A 23,111-nucleotide genomic window follows, 5' to 3' on the forward strand; every position below is an offset into this window, starting at 1 on the left:
CGTCCCGTCGCGCTCGCGGATGCTCGCCCCTGACGAACGGCTGGTGTTCCTGCACATTCCCAAATGTGCGGGAACATCGTTGCACCGGATCCTCGCCGCCCAGTTCAAGCCGAAGCTGATCTGCCCCCACCGGGGCGACACGCTGCCGAGCGTCGACGCGGAGACGCTGCGGCCCTACCGCTTCTTCTCCGGCCATTTCAGCAAGGCCGGGGTCGACGCGGTGCCGGGGCCGAAGCGGGTGATCACGGTGCTGCGCGACCCGCGCGAGCGCGTCCTCTCGCTCTACTATTTCTGGCGCTCCCACCGGCCGGACTTTATCGAGAAGCACAATCTCGCCGGCCCGCGCACGGCGCGGGAGCTCTCCCTCGTGGAGTTCCTGAAGAGCGACCGGCCCGAAGTGCTGTCCAACATCAACAACCACCTCGTGCGCTCGCTGCTCGGGCCGCTGCGCATCGGGCACAGCCTCGGCTACCGGCTCAGCGATCGCGACTTCGCGGTCGACACCGCGCTCCTGAACCTCAAGCGCTTCAACTTCGTCTCCTTCGCGCACACGCTGAAGGAGGACGTGCCGCTTCTCCTGTCGATGCTCGGCCTCAAGCCCGTTGAGGATGTTCCGGTGCTGAACCGCTTCGGCGAGATCGAGAACACCGACCATCGCGAAGTCATCGAGCGCGAGGAGCACACCGACGAGGTGTGGGATCTCCTCAACCGTGCGACGTATCTCGACCGGCCTTTCTACGACAGGGCGCTTGTGCTAAGGCATTCGCTTAGGTGCCCTTATCCCAACTAGAGCCGATAACTAAAGTCGGACAGAAAGTGAGCCACGGGCGTGGTCGAGCCCCGTTTTGCCTACCATCACATCCAAAAAACCGGGGGGACGTCCATGCGGACGGTCCTCTTTGACCTGTTCGGCCGGGAAAACGTTTTCTGGCACGGCATAGACGGTAACTTCATCTCGGTTCTGGAGACGCAGGGGCCGGCGGCGTTCGAGCGCTACACGCTCATCGGCGGCCATCTCCCCTTCGGGGTGATGCACAAGCTCGCGACGCCGCGCATCATCCTCGCGATGACGCGCGACCCCTACGACCAGATCGTCTCCCATTTCGAGTACGTGTCGCAGCGGCCGCAGAACGTGCTCTTCACCGAGGGTTCGCTGTTCGACGAACTCACCGCCAGCGGCAAGTTCACCAAATTCTCGACCAACATGCAGTGCCGCATGCTGGGCGGGCGGCCTGTCGCGCGGGCGGCGCTCCACACCCTGCGCACCCGGCCCGCCATCGTCGGGACCCTGTCGCGCTGCGACGACTTCCTCGCCAAGGTGTCGGACGTGCTCGACCGCCCGGCGCCGCGCCTGCCGACCATCAACAGCGGCGAGGCCGGCTACGTCGCGCGGCACGAGCATCCGGACCTGCGCGCGCTGATCGACGCGATCTCGGCCGAGGACCGCAGGCTCGTCGACGCGATCGAGACCGCCGGCGGCACACTCGACACGGTGAGCGGGGGGTAGGCACCGCCCCTTTCTCCTGCAAATCTCCTCCGATGCGGCCGAGGACGTCGCTCCGCGCGCCGTGGGCGCCGATGAAGGGGAGGGCCAAGAATGACTGCCGTGCCGACCGAGCTCGTCTGTGTGGGCCTCGCAGGCCTTCTGGTGATCGTGCAGATCCTGCTGCCCTCGGGCGCGCGGATGATGGCGAATGGTCTCACCTGGGCCGCCGGGCCGCGCGACACGGTGCCGGCCCCGCTGCCGCCCGCCGCCGCGCGCGCCGAACGGGCGCTGCGCAACATGCTCGAGACCTTCCCGGTCTTCGTCGGCTTCGCGATCGCGGTGGTCGTCGCGGGCGTCTCCTCCGACTGGACGCGCACCGGCGCGATCCTCTACCTCGTCGCCCGGATTGCCTACGTGCCGGCCTATGTCTTCCATATCCAGTTCGTGCGGTCGGGCCTCTGGGGGATGGCGCTCCTCGGCATCTTCATCCTCGCCGCCCCCCTCGTCGCGGGCGTGCTCTGAGCGGTGTGATCGGGATGCCAAGCGCGCCCGAATCGGGCGCCTCTGCGCCTCGCGCAGCGCACCCACTCACAGGCAAGGCTTGACCGCGAAGGTGCCAGCCGTCACGTGACGGGTGACAAAGCGCAATTGGGGACGAAGACTATGGCGGCCTATGATGTGGTGGTGATCGGCACCGGACCTGGCGGATACGTGGCCGCGATCCGTGCCGCGCAGCTCGGCCTCAAGACGGCGGTGGTCGAGAAGTGGCCGACCTTCGGCGGCACTTGCCTCAATATCGGCTGCATCCCGTCGAAGGCCCTCCTGCACGCCTCCGAGCTTTATGAGGAAGCGAACCACGGCTTCGCCGACATGGGCATCGCCGTCGAGCCGAAGCTCGACCTCGGCAAGATGCTCGCCTTCAAGGACGACGGCGTCTCCGGCAACGTGAAGGGCGTCGACTTCCTCTTCAAGAAGAACAAGATCGACACCTATCGCGGCGTCGGCTCGATTGCCGGCAAGGGCAAGGTGAAGGTCACGCCGGACGAGGGCGAGGCGCAGGAGATCGAGGCGAAGTCGATCATCATCGCGACCGGCTCCGACATCGTGCGCCTGCCCAACATCGAGATCGACGAGAAGCGCGTGATCTCCTCCACCGGCGCGCTGACGCTGCCGGAGGTGCCGAAGCGGCTCATCGTCGTCGGCGGTGGGGTCATCGGCCTGGAACTCGGCTCGGTGTGGCGCCGCCTCGGTGCCGAGGTCACGGTGGTCGAGTTCCTCGACCGCATCCTCCCGCCCGAGGATGGCGAAGTCTCCCGCCAGTTCGAGCGCATCCTCAAGAAGCAGGGGATGAGCTTCAAGCTGAAGTCCAAGGTCACGGGCGTCGACACCTCCGGCGACACGCTGAAGGTCACGATCGAGCCGGCCGCCGGCGGTGCCTCCGAGGTGCTCGATGCGGACGTGGTACTCGTCGCGATCGGCCGCCGCCCCTACACCGAGGGGCTCGGACTCGAGGAAGCGGGCGTCGCGATGGACGAGCGCGGCCGCATCAAGACCGACGACCATTTCCGCACCAGCGTGGAAGGCATCTACGCGATCGGCGACGTGATCGCCGGGCCGATGCTCGCCCACAAGGCGGAGGACGAGGGCGTCGCCGCGGCCGAGATCATCGCGGGCCAGTCTGGCCACGTGAATTACGGGGCGATCCCGAGCGTCGTCTACACCTATCCCGAGGTCGCCTCCGTCGGCCGCACGGAAGAGGCGCTGAAGGCGGACGGCATCGCCTACAAGGTCGGCAAGTTCCCCTTCACCGCGAACGGCCGCGCGAAGGTGAACCGGACCACGGACGGCTTCGTGAAGATCCTCGCCGACGCCAAGACCGACCGTGTCCTCGGCGTCCACATGATCGGTCCGGACGTCGGCACCATGATCGGCGAAGTGACGCTCGGCGTGGAGTTCGGCGCGGCGGCGGAGGACATCGCCCGCACCTGCCACGCGCACCCGACCCTGTCCGAGGCGATCAAGGAAGCGGCGCTCGCCGTCGACGGCCGCGCGATCCACATGTGATCGACGGCGCCGCCCTGCGTGCGGGGCGGCGCTCTCCCCTCGTCGGGGAGGAAAAATCAGCCGCGTTCAGCGCCGCGAGGGCGGCGGAAGCGGGACGTGCGATGTGATGGCGTGTCCTCTCAGCCCGTCGAGCTCGGCGCGCAGGCGCGTCAGCTCACGACGGTCCATCCGCGCCGCGGCGCGCTTGCGCCGGCCGCCGAGCCAGCCTCCGATCCCGCCGATCAGCACACCGGCCGCGACCGCGGCGAATACCACGGCATAGAGCGGCAGCGAGAGGCTGACGCCTCCCGTCGCCCCGAACGGGTCGAAGGAGAGTGAGACAGGCTGGCGGTTGGCGGCGGCCAGGATCACGATCGCGGCCGCCGCCAATACCATCAACGCTGTACTCGTTGCGCGCCACATGGTGCTGCGGAACGTGGGGGGCCTTTATTCGGCGGCGTCCCTCAGCATGTCGTCGTCCTCGTCGCTGCCGCGGCGGGACGCGCGGGCGTTGCGCGCCGTCTTTGAAGGACGCTCCTTGCGGCCGGAATCGTTGATGCGGTCGCGCATCTCCTTTCCGGTGCGAAAGAAGGGAGCGGCCTTCTCGGCAACCTCGACCGGCGCGCCGGTGCGTGGGTTGCGACCTGTGCGAGGCCCTCGCAAGCGGACCGAAAACGCGCCGAAACCCCGTAGTTCGACACGGTTACGCTCACGCAAGGCCTCCGTGATCTCTCCGAGCAACGTGTTCACGACTGCTTCCACGTCGCGCTGGTAGAGATGCGGGTTCCGAAGAGCTAAGCGGGTTACCAACTCGGACTTAATCATTGTTAGCCACCTTTGCGTCCGAAGGTGCTGAACCGTGCCAAACGGACCAGAGACCGTCAACCGATGCAGCTGGTCGAAATGTCGGCAGGTTGACGCCGACGGCGCTGAAAAAGCGGTCGACGGCGTACTCCGCCATGTGCGTGCGCAAGGAAAAGTCCCGCTCATCGCTGGGTTTGTACGTGCGCAATGGCAAATCCGTGGGCACATCACGTTCGGATTCGAGCCAGGCGACCGCGACATCCTCGCCGCCGATTTCGTCGATCAAACCTTCTTCCAGCGCCTGGTGACCGGTGTAGATGCGCCCGTCGGCGAGGCGGAGCGCGTCGGCGCGGGTGAGGGCGCGGCGCTCCTCCACGAGGCCGACGAACCAGGCGAAGGTGTCGTCGACGACGGACTGGAGGACGGCGACGGCTTCCGGCTGGGCCGGCTCGAACGGGTTCGGCTCGGCCTTCAGCGGGCCGGACTCCACCTTCGCGATCTCGACGCCCCAATTCTTCAGGAGCTCGTTGATCTGGCCGTACTGGATGAGGACGCCGATCGAGCCGGTGAGGCTGGAGCGATGGGCGACGATGTGGTCGCTCGCGAGCGCGGTCATGTAGGCGGCCGAGGCGCCGATCGTGTTGATGTGGGCGACGACCGGCTTCTTCGCGTCAAGCGCGCGCAGCGCCTCGTAGAGCCGCTCGCCGCCGACGGAAGTGCCGCCGGGGGAGTCGATCGAAAGGACGACACCGGCGATCCGGTCATTGTCCTTCATGTCCTCGATCATCTGGATGAGCGGACGGCTCGACACGATGGCGCCCTGGATCGGGATCCGGGCGATGTGCATCGGCCGGAAGTCGACGGTCAGATAGACGCCGGCACCGATCGCGGCCACCACGAGAAGGATGACGAGGCCGCGCCAGAAGGCGAGGCGGCGGGTCAGGCGGCGCCGGTCGATGAGGGCGTCGACGTCGAGCGACATGGGTCAATCTCCGGGTGATTTCCCGTTGCGACCCTCTTGTAGCACAGAGGCTTAGGTCGGTGGGGTGCCGTTTTGCGCCAGCACGTCGCCGACGAGATAGAGCGACCCCGCGATGAGGATTCGCGGCGGTGGCTCGAAGCGCCAATTCTCCGACAGGAGGCGCAGCGCGGTGCGGACCGAACCGGCAGGCTCGGCGGAGAGTTGCGCCGCCTCGGCGGCGTCCGCGAGGGGGCCCGCCTCGATCGCCGCCTCGCTCCCCGGCACGCGCACCGTGAAGACGTGACGCACCAGACCGGCGAAGGGCTGGAAGTAGGCGGTCGGGTCCTTCGTGGAGAGCATCCCGGCAATCAGGAAGAGCGGGCGCGAGACGCGATCCTCGAGATCGGCCATCGCCGCGGCGACGACCTCGCCCGCGTCGGCATTGTGCCCGCCATCGAGCCAGATCTCCGCGTCGCGAGGCCCGGAATCGACGATGCGGCCCTTGGTGAGGCGCTGGAGGCGGCCCGGCCACTCGACGCGGGTCATGCCCGCCTCGAGGCTCGCCGGATCGTCGAGGATCTTCGCGGCGCGGGCCGCGGCGATCGCGACGCCCGCGTTCAGCGTCTGGTGCCGGCCGGCGAGGCGCGGGACGGGGAGATCGACGAGGCCGTCATTGTCCTGGAAGACGAGGCGTCCGTGCTCCTGCACGACGGTCCAGTCCGCGTTGCCGAGGTGGAGGGGGGCGGAGGCGCGGGCGGCCGCGCGCTCGATCACGGCGCTCGCCTCGGGCCGCTGCGGGGCGGAGACCACGGGCACGCCCCGCTTGATGATCCCGGCCTTCTCCGCCGCGATCTCGCCGATCGTCGGGCCGAGGAAGCCGACATGGTCGATGCCGATCGAGGTGATGATGGAGACGAGGGGACGCTCCACGACATTCGTCGCATCGAGTCGCCCGCCGAGGCCCGTCTCGAGGACGAGCGCGTCGGCCGGATGCTCGGCGAAGAGCAGGAAGGCGGCGGCGGTCGTGATCTCGAAGAAGGTGATCGGCTCGCCGGCGTTGGCCTCCTCGGCGCGCGACAGGGCCTCGGTCAGCACCTCGTCGGTGACGAGCTGGCCGCCGCCCTCCGCGCCGAGCCGGATCCGCTCGTTGAAACGGACGAGGTGGGGCGAGGTGTAGACGTGGGTGCGCTTGCCGTCGGCCTCCAGCATCGCGCGCAGCATGGCGACGACGCTGCCCTTGCCGTTGGTGCCGGCGACGTGGAGGACGGGCGGGAGGCGGCGCTCGGGATGGTCGAGCGCCGCGAGGAGGCGCTCGAGGCGGCCGAGCGACAGGTCGATCCGCTTCGGGTGCAGCGCCGAGATCCGTTCCAGGATCGGGCTTGTGGCGTCCATCGTCAGCTCGAGACCGACGCCGGCTCCTGCTCGGCCTTGGGGGCTCCGTCCGGTCCCTCGTTCGCCGACTGCGCGGACTGGGCCGCGTCGTCGATCGATGCGGGGGCGGGGAGGGCGATCGCCTCGGGCGGCGGTGGGAGCTGGTGCATCATGACGCGCAGCAGGCGGGCGAGCGTCGCGCGCATCTCGTGACGGTGGACGACGAGGTCCACCATGCCGTGCTCGTGGAGATATTCGGCGCGCTGGAAGCCCTCGGGGAGCTTCTGGCGGATCGTCTGCTCGATGACGCGCGGGCCGGCGAAGCCGATGAGGGCGCCGGGCTCGGCGATGTGGACGTCGCCCAGCATCGCGTAGGAGGCCGTCACGCCGCCCGTGGTCGGGTTGGTGAGGACAACGATGTAGGGAAGCCCCGCCTCGCGCAGCGCGATCACGGCCGCCGTGGTGCGCGGCATCTGCATGAGGGAGAGGATGCCCTCCTGCATGCGCGCGCCGCCGGACGCGGCGAAGAGGACGTAGGGGGTGCGGTCGCGCACGGCCGCCTGGGCGCCGAGCACGATCGCCTCGCCGGCGGCCATGCCGAGCGAGCCACCCATGAAGGCGAAGTCCTGGATGGCGACGGTGACGGGCAGCGTCTCGATGGTGCCCTTGGCGATCGTCACCGCGTCGTCGCGCCCGGTCTTCGCGCGCGCGTCGCGCAGGCGGTCCTGGTAGCGGCGCTCGTCGCGGAATTTCAGCGGGTCGAGCGGGACGGTCGGCGAGGCGAGCGTGTCATAGGTGCCGCCGTCGAACAGCGTCGCGAGGCGGTTCGGCACCGGCATCCGCATGTGGAAGCCGGATCCGGGGACCACCCATTGGTTCTGTTCCAGATCGCGATGGAAGACCATCTCGCCCGTTTCCGGGCACTTGATCCAGAGATTCTTCGGCGTGTCGCGCTTGGTCCAGAAGGAGGAGATCTTCGGACGGACGACGGAGCTGATCCAGTTCATACGGCAACCTCAGCGCGGGCTTGGCGGACACCGCTCGCGAGGGACTTTACAAAATCACTTGTCGCCGCCGGCGCCGCAGCGGCGTCCGACTTGGCGATGATATCGACGATCGCCGAGCCGACCACCACCGCGTCCGCGACGCGCGCGATGTCGGCCGCCTGCTCGGGCGTCCTCACGCCGAAGCCGACCGCGACCGGCAGCGGCGTCGCCGCCTTCAACCGGGCGACGGCTTGGCCGACGTCCGCCGCGGCCGCGCTCCTCGTCCCGGTGATTCCGGCGATCGCCACGTAATAGAGGAAGCCGGACGTGTTGGCGAGCACCGCCGGAAGGCGGGCAGCGTCCGTCGTCGGCGTCGCGAGGCGGATGAAGTCGAGACCGGCCTCGCGCGCGGGGAGGCACAGCTCGTCGTCCTCCTCCGGCGGCAGGTCGACGACGATGAGCCCGTCGACGCCAGCATCGACGGCCGCCTTCAGGAAGTCGGCGACCCCGCGATGGTAGATCGGGTTGTAGTAGCCCATGAGGACGATCGGCGTGGTGTCGTCCTTGCGGCGGAAATTGCGCACCAGCGCCAGGGTCGCCGCGAGGGTGGTGCCGGATTCCAGCGCGCGGCGGGAGGAGGCCTGGATCGCCGGCCCGTCCGCCATCGGATCGGTGAAGGGCATGCCGATCTCGATCACGTCGGCCCCGGCGGCGGGCAGAGCCTCCAGGATGGCGGCGGAGGTCGCAAGATCCGGGTCGCCGGCGGTCACGAAGGTGACGAGCCCGGCGCGGCCCTCGGCGGCGAGCGCCTTGAAGCGGGTCTCGATGCGGCTCATCAGTTGGCCCTCGGCTGCAGCGCATCGAGCGCGGCGGCGACCGTGTGGACGTCCTTGTCGCCACGGCCGCACAGATTCATGACGATGATCGAATCCTTCGACATGCCCGGCGCGACCTTCGCGACGTGCGCGAGCGCGTGGGCCGGCTCCAGCGCGGGGAGGATCCCCTCGGTGCGCGCGAGAAGCTGGAAGGCCGAGAGGGCCTCCTGGTCGCCGATCGGCACGTACGAGACGCGGCCGGTCTCCTTCAGCCACGAATGCTCCGGCCCGATGCCCGGATAGTCGAGCCCGGCCGAGATCGAGTGGCCTTCGAGGATCTGGCCGTCATCGTCCTGCAGGAGATAGGTGCGGTTGCCGTGGAGGACGCCCGGCGCGCCGGCGGTGAGCGAGGCGCAGTGCTTGTCCCCGTCGAGCCCCTCGCCACCGGCCTCGACGCCGGTGATCGCGACGTCCTGGTCGTCGAGGAAGGGGTGGAAGAGGCCGATCGCGTTCGACCCGCCCCCGACCGCCGCGACCACGAGGTCGGGCAGCTTGCCCTCGGCGGCGAGGATCTGCTCGCGCGCCTCGCGGCCGATGATGGCCTGGAAGTCGCGCACCATGCGCGGATAGGGGTGGGGGCCGGCGGCGGTGCCGATGAGGTAGTAGGTGTCGGCGACGTTGGCGACCCAGTCGCGCAGCGCCTCGTTCATGGCGTCCTTCAGCGTGCCGGCGCCCGCCTCGACGGGGATGACTTCGGCGCCCAGGAGCTTCATCCGGAAGACGTTCGGCGCCTGCCGCTCCACGTCCTTTGCGCCCATGTAGACGACGCAGGGCAGGCCGAAGCGCGCGCACACCGTGGCGGTCGCGACGCCGTGCTGGCCCGCGCCCGTCTCGGCGATGATCCGCGTCTTGCCCATGCGCTGGGCGAGCAGGATCTGCCCGATGCAGTTGTTGATCTTGTGGCTGCCGGTGTGGTTCAGCTCGTCGCGCTTCAGGTAGATCTTGGCGCCGCCGAGCTCCTCGGTCAGCCGCTCCGCGAAATAGAGCGGGGAGGGACGCCCGACATAGTGGGTGCCGAGCGAGGTGATCTCGGCCGCGTAGGCCGGATCGGCCACCGCCGCGTCATATGCCTTCTCGAGCTCGAGGATGAGCGGCATCAGCGTCTCGGCGACGAAGCGGCCGCCAAAAATGCCGAACCGGCCGCGCTCGTCGGGCCCCGTGCGATAGGAATTCGGCCGTTCGCTCACGCTGTGATCCCCTCGGCAGCAGCTGCGGAATGCACGGCGCTGACGAAGGCCGCCATCTTCGCCGGATCCTTCACGCCGCCGCTTTCGACGCCGGACGAGACGTCCACCGCATAGGGGCGCACGAGGCGCACCGCGCGACCCACGCTCGCAGGGTCGAGACCGCCTGAAAGCATGAAGGGTCGCGAGGGGTCAAGCGCGTCGAGAAGCGTCCAGTCGAAGGGCTGTCCGTGCCCGCCCGGCCGGTCCGCCCCCTTCGGCGGCTTCGCGTCGATGACGAGAAGCGCATCATAGCGGTCGGCAAGGGCGAGATCGCCCGCGGCCGCGACGCCGATCGCCTTCGCGACGGGGAGGCCGGAGCGGGCGGCGAGCGCTGCGACGCGCTCCGGCGTCTCCTTGCCGTGGAGCTGCAGCGCGTCGGGGCGCACGTGCGCGAGGAGGGCGTCGATGGTCGCGTCGTCGGCGTCGACGGTGAGGGCGACGACGAAGGCGCGGCCGCGGACCGTTTGCGCGATCTCGGCCGCGGCGTCGACCGTCAGGTGGCGCGGGCTCGGCTTGAAGTGGACGACGCCGATCATGTCGGCGCCGGCCGCGACGGCCGCTTCCGCCAGCGCCGGCGTCGTGATCCCGCAGATCTTGATCAGCGGGCCCTCGCCGGCGACGGGCCAGCGTTTCACAGGACCCGCCATCGCGTTCACGACCCTTCGGCCAGGATGTCCGGCCGCTGGGCCTCCACGCGCTCCTCGATGATCTCGCGCCGCTCTTCGGCACGCAGCTCGTCGAGCTTCGGCATGGACATCACGTTGAAGCCCGAATCCACGTAGTGGACCTCGCCGGTGACGCCCGACGAATAGTCGGACAGGAGGTAGGCGGCCGACCGGCCGATCTCCTCGATCGCCACAGTGCGCTCCAGCGGGGAGTGCTTGCGCTGATAGTTGAACATCAGCCGCGCATCGGTGACGCCGGCGCCCGCGAGGGTGCGCACCGGGCCGGCCGAGATCGCGTTGACGCGCACGCCGGCGGCGCCGAAGTCCGCCGCGAGATAACGCACGGAGGATTCCAGAGCCGCCTTCGCGACGCCCATGACGTTGTAGTTCGGCATGACCTTGACCGAGCCGCCATAGGTCAGCGTCAGCATGGAGCCGCCATTCGTCATCAGCTCCGCCGCGCGCCGCGCCGATTCCGTGAACGAGAAGCACGAGATCAGCATGGTGCGCGTGAAGTTCTCGCGCGTCGTGTCGGCGAAGCGACCCTTCAGCTCGTTCTTGTCCGAGAACGCCACGGCGTGGACGAAGAAGTCGATCGAGCCCCAGTGCTTGGCGGCGACGTCGAACAGATTGTTCACGCTGTCGAGGTCCTCGACATCGCAGCGCTCCAGGAATGCGGCATCGAGCTGGTCGGCGAGCGGGCGCACGCGACGACCGAACTGGTCGTTCTGGAAGGTGAGGCCGATCTCGGCCCCTTCCGCGTGCAGCTGCCGCGCAATGCCCCAGGCGATGGAGTGGTTGTTCGCCACGCCCATCACCACACCGCGTTTGCCGGCCATCAGACCACCGGCTTTCAGTTCTCCATCAGCCATCATAGCGCGCCAAGACAATAGAAGCGTTGGTGCCGCCGAAGCCGAAGCCATTCGACAGCACGGTTTCGATCGGCACGTTGTCCTGCCGTTCGCGGACGATAGGCATGCCGTCGAACGCGGGGTCGAGTTCGTCGATATGCGCCGATGCGGCGATGAAGCCGGAGCGCATCATGAGGAGCGAATAGATCGCCTCATGGACGCCGGCCGCGCCCTGGGCATGGCCGGAGAGCGACTTCGTCGCGGAGATCGGGGGGATGTTTTTGCCGAACACCTCGCGCACGGCCTCCATTTCCTTGAGGTCACCAATCGGCGTCGAGGTGGCGTGCGGATTGATGTAGTCGATCCGCCGGTTGCCCGCATGGGCGATGGCATCGCGCATGCACCGCACGCTGCCTTCGCCCGACGGGGCCACCATGTCGTTGCCGTCCGAGGTCGCCGCGTAGCCGACGATCTCGGCAATGATGTTCGCGCCGCGCGCCTTGGCGTGCTCCAGCTCCTCGAGGACGAGGACGCCCGCGCCGCCGGCGATCACGAAGCCGTCGCGGTTCTTGTCGAACGGGCGGGAGGCGACGGCCGGGGTGTCGTTGAAGCGGCTCGACATCGCGCCCATCGCGTCGAAGAGGACGGAGAGGGTCCAGTCGAGCTCCTCGCAGCCGCCGGCGAAGACGATGTCCTGCTTGCCGAGCATGATCTGCTCGGTCGCGTGGCCGATGCAGATGTTCGTCGTCGCGCAGGCGGCGGACATCGAATAGTTGAGGCCCTTGATCTTGAAGTGCGTCGCGAGCGTTGCCGAGGCGGTGGAGCTCATCGCCTTCGGCACGGCGAACGGGCCGATGCGCTTCGGGCCCTTCTCGCGCGCGATGTCCGCGGCCTCGACGATCGTGCGCGTCGACGGTCCGCCGGACCCCATGATGATGCCGGTGCGCACGTTCGAGATCTCGTTCTGCTCGAGACCCGAGTCGCGGATCGCCTGCTCCATCGCGACGTGGTTCCACGCCGTGCCGCCGCCGTGGAAGCGCATCGCGCGCCGGTCGACGCTTTCCGAGGCGTCGAGCGTCGGGGCACCGTGCACCTGGCTTCGGAAGCCGTGCTCGACGTACGAATCCGCACGGACGATGCCGGAGCGCCCCTCCTGGAGCGACGCGGTCACCTCTTGCGTCGACCCGCCGAGCGGCGAGACGATGCCCATGCCGGTGACAACCACCCGTTTCATGAAAACTCCAAATTCCGACCGGTCAGCCCGTCCAGAGCGTCGTCGCGCCTAGGACGGCTGAGCCGCGTCCTTGAACAGTCCCACCCGAAGGTCTTCGGCCTTGTAGATGGCTTCCCCATCGGCCTTCAACCAGCCGTCGGCGATGCCCAGCGTCAACTTCGAGCGCATGACGCGCTTCAGGTCGATGCCGTACTCCACGAGCTTGACCTTGGGGAGCACCTGGCCGGTGAACTTGATCGCGCCGACCGAGAGGGCGCGCCCGCGACCTTCGCCGCCGAGCCAGCCCAGGAAGAAGCCGAGCATCTGCCACATGGCGTCGAGGCCGAGGCAGCCCGGCATCACCGGGTCGCCCTTGAAGTGACAGGCGAAGAACCAGAGGTCCTCGCGCACGTCGAGTTCGGCGCGGATCTGGCCCTTGCCGTGCAGCCCGCCGGTTTCCGAGATGTGGGTGATGCGGTCAAACATGAGCATCGGCGGGAGCGGGAGTTGCGCGTTGCCCGGGCCGAACAGCTCTCCGCGTCCGCACGCCAAAAGATCTTCGTACTCGTACTGCGACCGCTGTGTGGTGTTCGTCATTGCCATCGGTAAAGTTCAGCTCTCATCCCCGAGCATCCCTACGAGAGTGGGTTCACGGTTCCTCTGGCGCAAGCGACGCGATTGTCACTTGCGCGGTTGTGCTTGTCGTTCGTTATGGCCGAATGGTGACCCGTGGCAAGCGCAGGTGTTGCACTTGTCATTGATCTCCCAGGGACGGCCGGTTATATCCCTGAGAGTGTGCGTGGCAATTGCCGCGCTTTTTAAGCAGTTTAGGGCAGATCATGGCAGTCTTTTTCTCACGCGAAACGACGGACGGCGCGAAGGACGTGCAGCCGGTTGGCGTTCACGTGCGGGAAATGCTGAAAGGGTCTGGCCTGCGCCCGACCAGACAGCGTGTCGCACTCGGCAACATCCTGTTCGGCCGCGGCCACCGTCACGTTTCGGCGGAAGGCCTGCACGAAGAGGCGGTTTCCGCCCGCGTTCCGGTCTCCCTCGCGACCGTCTACAACACGCTCCACCAGTTCACCGAGGTCGGCCTCCTGCGCGAAATCGCGGTCGACGGCACGAAGACCTATTTCGACACGAACACCGACGATCACCACCATTTCTTCGACGAATCGACCGGCGCGGTGACGGACATTCCCTCGCGCAGCCTGTCGCTCACCCGCGTGCCGGAGCCGCCGGAAGGCATGGAAATCTCCCGCGTGGACGTGGTCGTCCGGATCCGTCCGAAGGCCTGATCCGGCCTCACGCAAATAATTTTTTTTATAGACGCGACAACAAGCCGCCTCCCGACCGGGGCGGCTTTTTCGCGTTCAGACCATCGGCAGCCCTGAATCGTATATGACGTCGGCGACGCTGTAGCCCTCCAGTGCGGGCAGCGCGGCCGACCACAGGTCCGCCAGAGCGAGCTGATCGGCGAGGACCGGTGCGATCGGCAAGCCCGAGGGCATCCCCCGCGTCTCGAAGATCATGACGTGCTCGATGTCGGTGACGGTGAGGCCGATTTCCGGGACCGCGAAGTCACCGATCGCGCCGCCGAACCCGCGCGATCCCTCCACCGCCGCGATCACGAGCGCCCGCTCGTCCGCGTCGGGCAGGATGAGGAGGAGGAGATCCTCCCCGCCGCCGCCGTCGAAATGATCGAGATCGCCCGGTCCGTCGCCGAGAAGCACCTCGTCCACATGGACGAGGAGGTCCGCGCCGGCGCCGCCGATGACCTGGTCGCTGCCGAGCCCGTCGAAGAGCGCGTCGGGTCCCGCCCCGCCGTCGAGCACGTCGTCGCCGTCATTGCCGTTGAGGACGTCGCTGCTGCCGAAGAGGGCGCGGCCGAAGAGACCGCCGGACTGCTGGTCGCCGTGAAGGCTGTCGTCGCCACTGCCGCCGGAGAGGATGTCCCGGCCCGCGCCGCCCTCCACGGTGTCATTGCCGAGCCCGGCGAAGACGACATCGTTGCCGCGCCCGGTCTCGATCGTGTCGTCGCCGCCATTGGAGAGGACGACGTCGAGGCGCGGCAGGATCCCTGAGGTCACAATGTCCGCCGTGTCGCCGAGGATCGTCGCCTCGCCGCGCAGCGAGGCGTTGAGGAAGGCGGCGATCAGGTCGTGCGAATTGGCGTTCGGGTGGAGGAGGTCGAAGAAGAAGGTCCGGTCGTCCGGCGCCGGAAACGGGAAGTCCGGATTGACCGGCTCGAACAGCTCCAGCGTGCCGCCATTGTCGACGGGATAGGGGTTCGTCGCGTCATAATAGGGTTCGAGGAAGGACTGGACGTTGAAGTTCCCCGGGTCGTTGCTCACCGCCTCGACGAGGCCGGCAAGGTCCACCGTCTCGATCGTGGCGTCGAAGCCGGGCCGCAGCGCGAGCGAGTTGAGCGCCGCGCCGACGAGGGCGTTCTCCACCGCGACGAGAATGTCGGCGACCTGCTGGATCGTCTCGCTCTCGCCCGTCACGAGGGGGACGTTCGCGATCGGGCTCGTGAGGAAGACGATCGTGTCCACCCCCGCCTCCTCGAGGCGGATCGCGGCGTCCCGCGCCGCGCGCGCGATCCCCGCCATGGTGCTCGCGAGGTCCGGGATCAGCTGGAGGATCGCCTCCAGCGACGGCGTCCCGTCGAGAAGGTCGGCGTTGTAGGCGACGACATTGGCGAGGTCGTTCGCGCCGACGAGGAGGGTGACGGCGGCGTTCTCCGGCGCGCCCTTCTCCTCGAAATCGGCGATGATGCGGTCGACCTGGGCCGTGAGGTTGATGTCGAAATTGAGCTGCTCGGGCGTGAGGCTCGATCCGGCGAAGTCGAAGAGGCTGAGATTGCCGTCGGGGTCGGTGCCGCCCTTCAGCGACTGCTCGACCGTGCGCGAGCCGATCGCGCGGGAGGTCGCGACGGCGACGTTCACGATCTCGTCCGCGAGGCCCAGATTCCACACCGCGGTCTGCGGGTAGGAGACGCCGTCATCCTCCCCGTCGCCGTCGAGGTCGCCCTGGAGGTTGGTGATCGAGAGCGAATAGAGGAGCTGCTCGCGCAGCGTCTCGTCCATGCCGGGTGGGGTGATGAGGGGGATGTAGTTGTTGTAGTCGGTGAGGCTGTCACCGGCGGCGTAGAGGACGCTGTAGGGGGGCCTCGGTCCGAAGAGGGGCATGGCGTCCTCGCGCTTGGGCGGCCCACTGCGGCGGCGAGGCGCGCCAATTGCAACAATGGTGAACCTAGCACCCTTTTGCGGCGGGACGAGTCCGGGTCCATCATTTGTCGGTGGTTGACTAGGAAACCAAATGTGTTAGTTTCCTAGTCAATCAATGGGGTTTCCGCGATGACCCGCCCGCCGCCGGTCTCGGCGCTCTCCGATCATCTGGGTTTCTGGCTGCGCTTCGTGTCGAACCACGTCTCCCACGCCTTCGCCGCCAAGGTGGAGGAGAGGGGGGTGACGGTCGCCGAATGGGTGATGCTGCGCGCGCTCTACGGGCAGGAGCCGATGGCGCCGAGCCGCCTTGCCGACGCGATGGGGATGACGCGCGGGGCGATCACCAAGCTCGCGAACCGCCTCGTCGCGAAGTCGCTGGTCGTCCGCGCGGCGAGCCCCGATGACGGTCGCGCGCAAACCCTCGCCCTCACCGAGGCGGGGGCGCGGCTGGTGCCGGTCCTCGCGACGCTTGCAGACGAGAACGACACCGCCTTCTTCGACCCGCTCCCGCCGGCCGACCGCGCGCATCTGGAGCGGATCCTCTCCGATCTCGTCGCGCGGCACGGGATGCGGAACGTGCCTGTCGAGTGACCCCGTCCGACCAACCTGGATGACCGCCATGGACGCACGAAAGACCGAGATCGCCCGGACATGCCTCGATGGGGCGGAGGGCGGCACGATGAACTTTCCGCAGATCGTCGGCGCGCTGATGGCGGCGGGATTCGAGGCCTACGCCATCGACTTCCGCCGCGCCGCCGCGACCTACTACCTGCCGGACGGGGACAGCGTGGTCCTCGCGACGCACGCGGTCGGCGCGCCGGTGGCCGCCGCCTTCGACGCCGGCGCCATCGCGGCCGCGATCCGCGAGGCGCAGGCGCTTGCGCCGGGCTACACCTATCGCGGCTTCTGCAAGACGGTCGTGGCGGCCGGGTGCGCCGGCTACATGGTCTCGTTTGCGGGCCGCCGCGCGCTCTATTTCGGCCGCACCGCCGAGACCCATGTGGAGCACTTCCCGCAATGAGGCGAGATGCTCCGGCCGGGGGCCGGGCTCAGCGATAGATGAGCGTCGGCAGCCACAGCGTGAGGGCCGGGATGAAGGTGATCAGCAGGAGCACCAGCCCGAGCGGGATGAGGAAGGGCGCCGTTGCCACCACGCACCGCTCGAACGGCACGTTCGCGACGCGCGACAGGACGTAGAGCACCATCCCGATCGGCGGGGTGAGGAGGCCGATCATGAGGTTCAGCACCATGATCACCCCGAAATGGACCGGATCGACGCCGACCCCCACCGCGATCGGCAGGAGCACCGGCACGAGGATCGTGATCGCCGCCACCGTCTCCATGAAGCAGCCGACGATCAGGAGGATCAGGTTGATGAGGAGGAGGATCACGATCGGGTTGTCGGACGCCGACAGCAGCAGCGCCGCGAAATGCTCCGGCACGCGGTTCGAGGTCAGGATCCAGGCGAAGATCGAGGCCGCCGCCACGATGAAGAGCACGACGGCGGTCGTCTCGATCGTGTCGAAGGAGACGCGCAGGAAGCGCCGCCAGGTCAGCGTGCGGTAGACGACGAGGCCGAGGATCAGCGCCCAGGCGCACGCCGCGATCGCGGCCTCTGTCGGCGTGAACGCGCCGGTGAGGATGCCGCCGACGATGATGACCGGCGTCATCAGCGACAGGAAGGCGCGGCGGAAGGAGGCGCCGAGGCGCACGATGGAGAAGGACTGGTCGCGCGGATAGCCGCGCACGCGCGAGTAGTAGGCGACCATGATCATCAGCGCGACGGCCATGATGAGGCCGGGGATGAAACCCGCCGCGAAGAGCTGGCCGATCGAGGCGCCGGCGACGACGCCGTAGATCACCATCGGCAGCGAGGGCGGGATGATCGGCCCGATGGTCGATGAGGCGGCGGTGACGCCGACGGAGAAGCCGGGGTCGTAGCCCGCGTCGCGCATCGCCTTGATCTCGATCGCACCGAGGCCGCCGGCGTCGGCCACCGCCGCGCCCGACATGCCTGCGAAGATCACCGAGGCGCCGACATTCACGTGGCCGAGCCCGCCCCGCATCCAGCCGACGAGCGCCTTCGCGAACTCGAAGATCCGCTCCGTGATGCCGGCCGTGTTCATGAGGTTGCCGGCGAGGATGAAGAAAGGGACGGCGAGGAGGGGGAAGGAGTCGACCCCGTTGATCATGCGGTGGGCGACGACCATCTCGGGCACCTGCCCGGTGATGAGGATGAAGACGGCCGACGATCCGGCGAGCGCGATCGCGACGGGGAAGCCGAGGGCGATGGCTCCGAAGAGGAGCGCGAACAGGACGAGGAGTTCCATTCAATCTATCGAGGCTGACGCGGCATGCCGCTCGGGGTCGATAAGCTGGCTGGTGCCAGTGACGAGGTGGCGCACGGTGTTGATGATCGCGTAGACCGTCATCGCCGCGAAGCAGACTGCGACGCCCCAGTAGACCCAGGATTTCGGCACGTCGATCGACACCATCATCTGGTAGGTCTTCCCGGCGAGCTGGACCGTGAACCAGGTGAGGGCGCCGTAGAAGGCGACCGCCGTCAGGTCGACGATGGTCTGCATGAAGCGGCGCAGGAAGCGCGGCATCCACCGATAGAGAATCTCGACCGCGATGTGGCTGCCCTTCCGCACCGCCATGATCGAGCCGATGAAGGTGACCGCGATCAAGAGGAAGCGGGCGATCTCCTCCGTCCACCCGAGCGAATTGTTCAGCACGTAGCGGGTGAAGAATTGGAGGAAGACGACGAAGGCGAGGCCCCAGAAGACGATGAGGACGGGCGCGTCGTCCCACTGGAGATCGGACAGGTCGATCTCGTCGTCCGGGATGGTGATGGTCGTTGGCGAAACGGTCTCGGCCGGCTCGGGGGTCATGCGGCGGTCACACTCGCTCGGGTGGATATGGGAGACCCGGCCGCGCGCGGGGCGCAGGCCGGGTCCTGTCGCCTCAAACGAGGCTGGCGCTTATTGGAGCGCCTGGAGGCGGTCGTAGACGTCCTGGTCCCAGGTCGCCATGTCGCCATTGTGGAGCTTCATGGTCGCCTCGCGGAACGGGCCGCGATCGACCTCGTTCACGTTGACGCCCTGGTCACGGAACCACTGCACGAGCTCCTGCTCCTGCTTGATGATCTGCTCGGTCGCGCAGTCGGCCGTCTCTTTCATGATCTGGCTGATCGCCTGCTGGTCGGCCTCGGACATCTGGCCCCAGGTCGGCCCGCCGATGATGGTCAGAAGCGCGTCGGTGATGTGGCCGGTCAGGTTGATGTCCGACTGCACCTCGTAGAACTTCTTCGCCATGATCGTCGGCAGCGGGTTCTCCTGCGCGTCGACCGTGCCCTGCTGGAGCGCGAGATAGACCTCGGCGAACGCGATCGGGGTCGGGTTCGCGCCGACGGCGATCGGGAACATCATGTAGAGCGGCGCGTTCGGCACGCGGATCTTGAGGCCCTTCATGTCCTCGGGCTTCATCAGCGGCTTGTTCGAGGTCGCGTGGCGGTTGCCATAATAGGTCATCGCGACGATGTGGTTGCCGGTCGCCTTCGTGTAGCCCTCCGCAAGCTCCTTCAAGAGGTCGGAGTTGCGATACTTGTCCCAGTGATCGTAGTCGCGGAACATGAAGGGCGAGCCGCCGATCGCGATCGGCCCGTAGGCGCGGCCGGCGAAGAGCTGGCCAGTATAGATGATGTCGACCGTGCCGAGGCCGAGGCCTTCGTTGATGTCGACTTCCTTGCCGAGCGAGGACGCCGGGAAGACCTCGATGCCGAAGCGGCCCTCGGTCGCCGCCTGCACCTTCGGATCGGATGCGACGGCGCACGTGTGATAGGGCTCGCTCGACTCATAGACGTGCGCGAACTTCAGCATCTTCGGCGCGGCCGAGGCAGCCATGGGCGACAGGGCCGTCGCGGCGGCCGCCGCGAACGCAATGAGGGTGCAGGCTTTCATGTGGCGATATCCTCCCGTTTTGGTCGCGACACTTAAGGTCGTCGTTGGCGCGACCGTAGTGGAACCTGCATTGCGGCTCAAGCGTGAGGATGGCCTAGAAATTCCGCGATTTGTTCGGTGTGCACACTATTGCGCCGAAAACCGACGCACACGCCGTAGTTGGTAGCGCTACCAACGCGGAACGCCGTACCGCGCGCGGCCCGCGACACGGGGATGTCGCTATTCTTCCGGCTCGGTGGTGAACTGGAGCGGGTGACCGGCGTCCTTGGCGAGGTCGTTCGCCTCGCTCGCCTTGGTCTCGGCGACGTCGCGTGGGTAGACGGACACCACGCAGGCGCCGCGCGTGTGCGCGACGTACATGATCTTGTACGCGGTCTCCCCGCCGATCCGGAACACGGCCTTCAGCACCTGCACGACGAAGTCGCGCGGGGTGTAGTCGTCGTTCAGGAGGATCACCTTGTGGCGCTTCGGCCGGTCGAGCTGAGGCTTGACCGATGTCTTGCGCTGGACATCCGTTGTCATCGCGTTCCGCTCCGTCAGCTCCCCGGACGCCCGGTCTTGCGCTTGCGCCGTCCGCTCTTGCGCTTCACGTCGGCCGGATCCTCGTGGCTGCCGACGCCGACCTTGTGGCGCAGGATGAGGCCGGCCGCATCCTCATCCTTGCGCAGCGGCTTTTCGGTCCGCTTCACGGTCATCTCGTCGAGCGTGTTCTTGCGCGCACGCGTCGCCGGCTCCTCGTCGCGCCGCACCTTCGGGCGGTCGGTGCCGGGGCCCATATCGTCGAGCGAGGGCTTGGCGGCCCGCGTCTTGAGGTTGGCGGCGCTGTTGTAGCCGCGCTCGCCCGAATAGCGGCCGGCCGCCTGCTCCACATCGCGCTGGCGCGACATCGGATCGTCGGAGATCGCGAGCTCGGTCTTCTGCATGCGCTGGATCTCGTCGCGCAGGCGCGCCGCCTCCTCGAACTCGAGATTGGCCGCCGCTTCGCGCATCCGCTGCTCGAGGTCGGCGACGGTGACCGCGAAATTGTGCCCGATGCCGGGCGCCGCCTCGGCCATCCCCTTGTCGACGCGGACATGGTCGCGCTCGTACATCGAATCGAGAATGTCGCCGATGGAGCGCTTCACCGACTCCGGCGTGATGCCGTGCTCCTCGTTGTAGGCGAGCTGCTTCTCGCGGCGGCGCGAGGTCTCGGCCATCGCGCGCTCCATCGAGCCGGTGATGTGGTCGGCATAAAGGATCACGCGCCCGTCGACGTTTCGCGCCGCGCGGCCGATCGTCTGCACCAGCGAGGTCTCCGAGCGCAGGAACCCTTCCTTGTCCGCGTCGAGGATCGCGACGAGGCCGCACTCCGGAATGTCGAGCCCCTCGCGCAGGAGGTTGATGCCGACGAGCACGTCGAACGTGCCGAGGCGCAGGTCGCGGATGATCTCGATCCGCTCGATCGTGTCGATGTCGGAGTGCATGTAGCGCACGCGCACGCCGTTATCGTGGAGATACTCGGTGAGGTCCTCCGACATCCGCTTCGTCAGCGTGGTGATGAGCGTGCGGTAGCCCTTGTCGGCGACGGCGCGGATCTCGCCGAGCACGTCGTCGACCTGATGCTTGGCGGGACGGATCTCCACCGGGGGGTCGATGAGGCCGGTCGGCCGGATGACCTGCTCGACGAAGACGCCGCCCGACTCGTCCATTTCCCACCCGCCCGGCGTCGCCGACACGCAGATCGTCTGCGGGCGCATGATGTCCCACTCCTCGAAGCGGAGCGGGCGGTTGTCCATGCAGGAGGGGAGGCGGAAGCCGTATTCGGCGAGCGTCGCCTTGCGTCGAAAGTCGCCGCGATACATCGCGCCGACCTGCGGCACGGTCACGTGGCTCTCGTCGAGGAAGACGATCGCGTTGTCGGGCAGATATTCGAAGAGGGTCGGCGGCGGCTCGCCGGGCTGGCGGCCGGTGAGGTAGCGCGAATAATTCTCGATGCCGTTGCAGGCCCCGGTCGCCTCCATCATCTCGAGATCGTAGCGGGTGCGCTGCTCCAGCCGCTGCGCCTCGAGGAGGCGGCCGGCATTGTTCAGTTCGACGAGGCGGTGGCGCAGCTCTTCCTTGATCGCCTTCATCGCCTGCTGGAGCGTCGGGCGCGGCGTCACATAGTGCGAGTTCGCGTAGACTTTGACGAGCTCCATCTCCTCCTGCTTGTGGCCGGTGAGGGGATCGAACTCGGTGATGGATTCCACCTCGTCGCCGAAGAGGGAGACGCGCCAGGCCCGGTCCTCATAGTGGGCCGGGAAGATCTCGACCGTGTCGCCGCGCACGCGGAAGGTGCCGCGCACGAAGTTGGCGTCGGACCGCTTGTATTGGAGCGCGACGAGGTCGGCGAGGAGCTGGCGCTGGTCGAGCTGCTCGCCGACCTGGATCGAGAAGGTCATCGCCGTGTAGGTCTCGACCGAGCCGATACCGTAGATGCACGACACGGACGCGACGATGATCACGTCGTCCCGCTCCAGAAGCGCACGCGTCGCGGCGTGGCGCATCCGGTCGATCTGCTCGTTGATCGACGATTCCTTCTCGATATACGTGTCCGTGCGCGGGACGTACGCCTCCGGCTGGTAGTAGTCGTAGTAGGAGACGAAATACTCGACCGCGTTGTTCGGGAAGAACGACTTGAACTCGCCGTAGAGCTGGGCCGCCAGCGTCTTGTTCGGGGCGAGGATCAGCGCGGGGCGCTGCATGCGTTGGATGACCTGCGCCATGGTGTAGGTCTTGCCCGAGCCGGTGACGCCGAGGAGGACCTGCGTCTTGTCTTCGGAGCCGAGCCCTTCCACGAGCTCGGTGATCGCCTGCGGCTGGTCGCCTCGCGGCTCATACTCCGAGACGAGCTCGATCGTGATGCCGCCTTCGCTCTTCTCCGGCCGGGCCGGGCGGTGCGGCTGCCACTCGCCGGCGCGAAATTCCGGGCGGCCGTTCTGGATGAGATCCTCGAGCGCGGCGACGGTCGCCGTGGCGCCGGAGGTCGGGAGCGCCTCGGCGTCCTCCAGCGTGATGTCGAGGCCGGGGATGGGGTTGAGGCCGGCGCCCGCGCGCTCGCGCGCGCTCGCCTTGCCGCCCATGGAGGTGCCGCGCGCGGTCCGCGCCGCGCCTTCTTTCTTGCCGCGCTTGGCCTTCGGCTTCTCGGCCGCCGCGGCCTTCGCCGGCTTGCGCTTGGCGGGAGGCTTGCCGCCGTCCGCATCCGCGCGCGCACGCTCATGTGCCGCGCGGGCGTCCGACCCGTCGTCCCCTTCGATCTCTTCGGCCCAGGATTCTATCGATCGATGCTTGCTCTCACTGACATCTGGCCGCGGAGCCTCGGCGAACCCGTCCTGATCATCGTGTTCGGTCATGGTCTCGATATGGCGCGCTGGGGTGCGCCCTACAACGGTGGGTTCGGGCGCTCACGGTCTTTGTGAG

General features: G+C 67.8%; 24 protein-coding genes. 7 read left to right on the top strand and 17 right to left on the bottom strand.

The window, feature by feature from the left end:
• Positions 1 to 19 precede the first annotated feature (19 nt).
• The 4 genes from DBV35_RS22290 (at position 20) to lpdA (ending at position 3,550) form a co-directional block, all read left to right on the top strand.
• Positions 20 to 790 carry a sulfotransferase family 2 domain-containing protein gene (locus DBV35_RS22290; protein ID WP_108662562.1) on the top strand — a complete coding sequence of 257 codons (771 nt, stop codon included), beginning with the start codon at positions 20 to 22 and terminating at the stop codon, positions 788 to 790.
• Between the two features lie 93 nt (positions 791 to 883).
• Positions 884 to 1,507 carry a hypothetical protein gene (locus DBV35_RS22295; protein ID WP_108662563.1) on the top strand — a complete coding sequence of 208 codons (624 nt, stop codon included), beginning with the start codon at positions 884 to 886 and terminating at the stop codon, positions 1,505 to 1,507.
• 90 nt (positions 1,508 to 1,597) lie between these two features.
• Positions 1,598 to 2,008, top strand: coding sequence for an MAPEG family protein (locus DBV35_RS22300; RefSeq protein WP_108662564.1), 411 nt, complete (start codon positions 1,598 to 1,600; stop codon positions 2,006 to 2,008).
• Positions 2,009 to 2,149: 141 nt separating this feature from the next.
• Entirely contained in the window at positions 2,150 to 3,550 is a 1,401-nt protein-coding gene (gene lpdA, locus DBV35_RS22305; protein WP_108662565.1) for a dihydrolipoyl dehydrogenase, read from the top strand.
• Positions 3,551 to 3,616: 66 nt separating this feature from the next.
• Here lpdA and DBV35_RS22310 read toward each other — a convergent pair whose 3' ends face one another.
• Genes DBV35_RS22310 through fabA form a run of 11 tightly spaced genes read right to left on the bottom strand, consistent with a single transcriptional unit; the run spans position 3,617 to position 13,078 of the window.
• A complete protein-coding gene (locus DBV35_RS22310; RefSeq protein WP_205648799.1) occupies positions 3,617 to 3,925 on the bottom strand; it encodes a lipopolysaccharide assembly protein LapA domain-containing protein in 309 nt (102 codons plus the stop codon).
• A gap of 51 nt (positions 3,926 to 3,976) precedes the next feature.
• On the bottom strand, positions 3,977 to 4,354 hold the full coding sequence (locus tag DBV35_RS22315; protein ID WP_108662567.1) for an integration host factor subunit beta: 378 nt from the start codon (positions 4,352 to 4,354) through the stop codon (positions 3,977 to 3,979).
• Positions 4,347 to 5,315, bottom strand: coding sequence for a signal peptide peptidase SppA (sppA, locus tag DBV35_RS22320; protein ID WP_108662568.1), 969 nt, complete (start codon positions 5,313 to 5,315; stop codon positions 4,347 to 4,349). The genes DBV35_RS22315 and sppA overlap by 8 nt, the downstream gene beginning before the upstream one ends.
• 51 nt (positions 5,316 to 5,366) lie before the next feature.
• Positions 5,367 to 6,686: a bifunctional folylpolyglutamate synthase/dihydrofolate synthase gene (locus DBV35_RS22325; protein ID WP_108662569.1), complete on the bottom strand. Its 1,320-nt coding sequence runs from the start codon at positions 6,684 to 6,686 to the stop codon at positions 5,367 to 5,369.
• A 2-nt stretch (positions 6,687 to 6,688) separates the two neighbouring features.
• Positions 6,689 to 7,672, bottom strand: a complete 984-nt coding sequence (gene accD / locus DBV35_RS22330; RefSeq protein WP_108662570.1) for an acetyl-CoA carboxylase, carboxyltransferase subunit beta — start codon at positions 7,670 to 7,672, stop codon at positions 6,689 to 6,691.
• The gene (trpA, locus tag DBV35_RS22335) at positions 7,669 to 8,490 is read right to left on the bottom strand and encodes a tryptophan synthase subunit alpha (RefSeq protein ID WP_108662805.1); all 822 of its coding nucleotides are present in this window, start codon (positions 8,488 to 8,490) and stop codon (positions 7,669 to 7,671) included. The genes accD and trpA overlap by 4 nt, the downstream gene beginning before the upstream one ends.
• Complete coding sequence (gene trpB, locus DBV35_RS22340; RefSeq protein ID WP_108662571.1) at positions 8,487 to 9,713, bottom strand: tryptophan synthase subunit beta; 1,227 nt, start codon at positions 9,711 to 9,713, stop codon at positions 8,487 to 8,489. The genes trpA and trpB overlap by 4 nt, the downstream gene beginning before the upstream one ends.
• Positions 9,710 to 10,387: a phosphoribosylanthranilate isomerase gene (locus tag DBV35_RS22345; RefSeq protein ID WP_245944030.1), complete on the bottom strand. Its 678-nt coding sequence runs from the start codon at positions 10,385 to 10,387 to the stop codon at positions 9,710 to 9,712. The genes trpB and DBV35_RS22345 overlap by 4 nt, the downstream gene beginning before the upstream one ends.
• A 17-nt stretch (positions 10,388 to 10,404) precedes the next feature.
• Positions 10,405 to 11,256, bottom strand: coding sequence for an enoyl-ACP reductase FabI (gene fabI, locus DBV35_RS22350; protein WP_108662572.1), 852 nt, complete (start codon positions 11,254 to 11,256; stop codon positions 10,405 to 10,407).
• A gap of 25 nt (positions 11,257 to 11,281) precedes the next feature.
• On the bottom strand, positions 11,282 to 12,502 hold the full coding sequence (gene fabB / locus DBV35_RS22355) for a beta-ketoacyl-ACP synthase I (protein WP_108662573.1): 1,221 nt from the start codon (positions 12,500 to 12,502) through the stop codon (positions 11,282 to 11,284).
• A 48-nt stretch (positions 12,503 to 12,550) separates the two neighbouring features.
• Positions 12,551 to 13,078: a 3-hydroxyacyl-[acyl-carrier-protein] dehydratase FabA gene (fabA, locus tag DBV35_RS22360; RefSeq protein WP_108662574.1), complete on the bottom strand. Its 528-nt coding sequence runs from the start codon at positions 13,076 to 13,078 to the stop codon at positions 12,551 to 12,553.
• Between the two features lie 317 nt (positions 13,079 to 13,395).
• On the opposite strand from fabA, the gene irrA reads away from it, so the two are divergent.
• Positions 13,396 to 13,779 (top strand): iron response transcriptional regulator IrrA, encoded by a 384-nt coding sequence (irrA, locus tag DBV35_RS22365; RefSeq protein ID WP_108662575.1) that lies wholly within the window; start codon positions 13,396 to 13,398, stop codon positions 13,777 to 13,779.
• Positions 13,780 to 13,854: 75 nt separating this feature from the next.
• Here the strand turns inward: irrA and DBV35_RS22370 are convergent, their stop codons facing one another.
• Positions 13,855 to 15,672, bottom strand: coding sequence for a hypothetical protein (locus tag DBV35_RS22370; RefSeq protein ID WP_108662576.1), 1,818 nt, complete (start codon positions 15,670 to 15,672; stop codon positions 13,855 to 13,857).
• 168 nt (positions 15,673 to 15,840) lie between these two features.
• On the opposite strand from DBV35_RS22370, the gene DBV35_RS22375 reads away from it, so the two are divergent.
• Both DBV35_RS22375 and DBV35_RS22380 read left to right on the top strand, forming a co-directional pair.
• The gene (locus DBV35_RS22375) at positions 15,841 to 16,302 is read left to right on the top strand and encodes a MarR family winged helix-turn-helix transcriptional regulator (protein ID WP_108662577.1); all 462 of its coding nucleotides are present in this window, start codon (positions 15,841 to 15,843) and stop codon (positions 16,300 to 16,302) included.
• 28 nt (positions 16,303 to 16,330) lie between these two features.
• Positions 16,331 to 16,732 (top strand): DUF1398 domain-containing protein, encoded by a 402-nt coding sequence (locus tag DBV35_RS22380; protein ID WP_108662578.1) that lies wholly within the window; start codon positions 16,331 to 16,333, stop codon positions 16,730 to 16,732.
• A gap of 28 nt (positions 16,733 to 16,760) precedes the next feature.
• Here the strand turns inward: DBV35_RS22380 and DBV35_RS22385 are convergent, their stop codons facing one another.
• The 5 genes from DBV35_RS22385 to uvrB all read right to left on the bottom strand — a co-directional run bounded on the left by DBV35_RS22385 (position 16,761) and on the right by uvrB (position 23,044).
• Positions 16,761 to 18,041 carry a TRAP transporter large permease gene (locus tag DBV35_RS22385; RefSeq protein ID WP_108662579.1) on the bottom strand — a complete coding sequence of 427 codons (1,281 nt, stop codon included), beginning with the start codon at positions 18,039 to 18,041 and terminating at the stop codon, positions 16,761 to 16,763.
• The gene (locus DBV35_RS22390) at positions 18,042 to 18,605 is read right to left on the bottom strand and encodes a TRAP transporter small permease (RefSeq protein ID WP_108662580.1); all 564 of its coding nucleotides are present in this window, start codon (positions 18,603 to 18,605) and stop codon (positions 18,042 to 18,044) included.
• Between the two features lie 90 nt (positions 18,606 to 18,695).
• A complete protein-coding gene (locus DBV35_RS22395; protein ID WP_108662581.1) occupies positions 18,696 to 19,673 on the bottom strand; it encodes a sialic acid TRAP transporter substrate-binding protein SiaP in 978 nt (325 codons plus the stop codon).
• A 219-nt stretch (positions 19,674 to 19,892) separates the two neighbouring features.
• The gene (locus DBV35_RS22400; RefSeq protein ID WP_108662582.1) at positions 19,893 to 20,195 is read right to left on the bottom strand and encodes an ATP-dependent Clp protease adaptor ClpS; all 303 of its coding nucleotides are present in this window, start codon (positions 20,193 to 20,195) and stop codon (positions 19,893 to 19,895) included.
• Between the two features lie 14 nt (positions 20,196 to 20,209).
• Complete coding sequence (uvrB, locus tag DBV35_RS22405; RefSeq protein ID WP_108662583.1) at positions 20,210 to 23,044, bottom strand: excinuclease ABC subunit UvrB; 2,835 nt, start codon at positions 23,042 to 23,044, stop codon at positions 20,210 to 20,212.
• Between the last annotated feature and the right edge of the window lie 67 nt (positions 23,045 to 23,111).

The sequence above is a fragment of the Acuticoccus kandeliae genome (assembly GCF_003073115.1).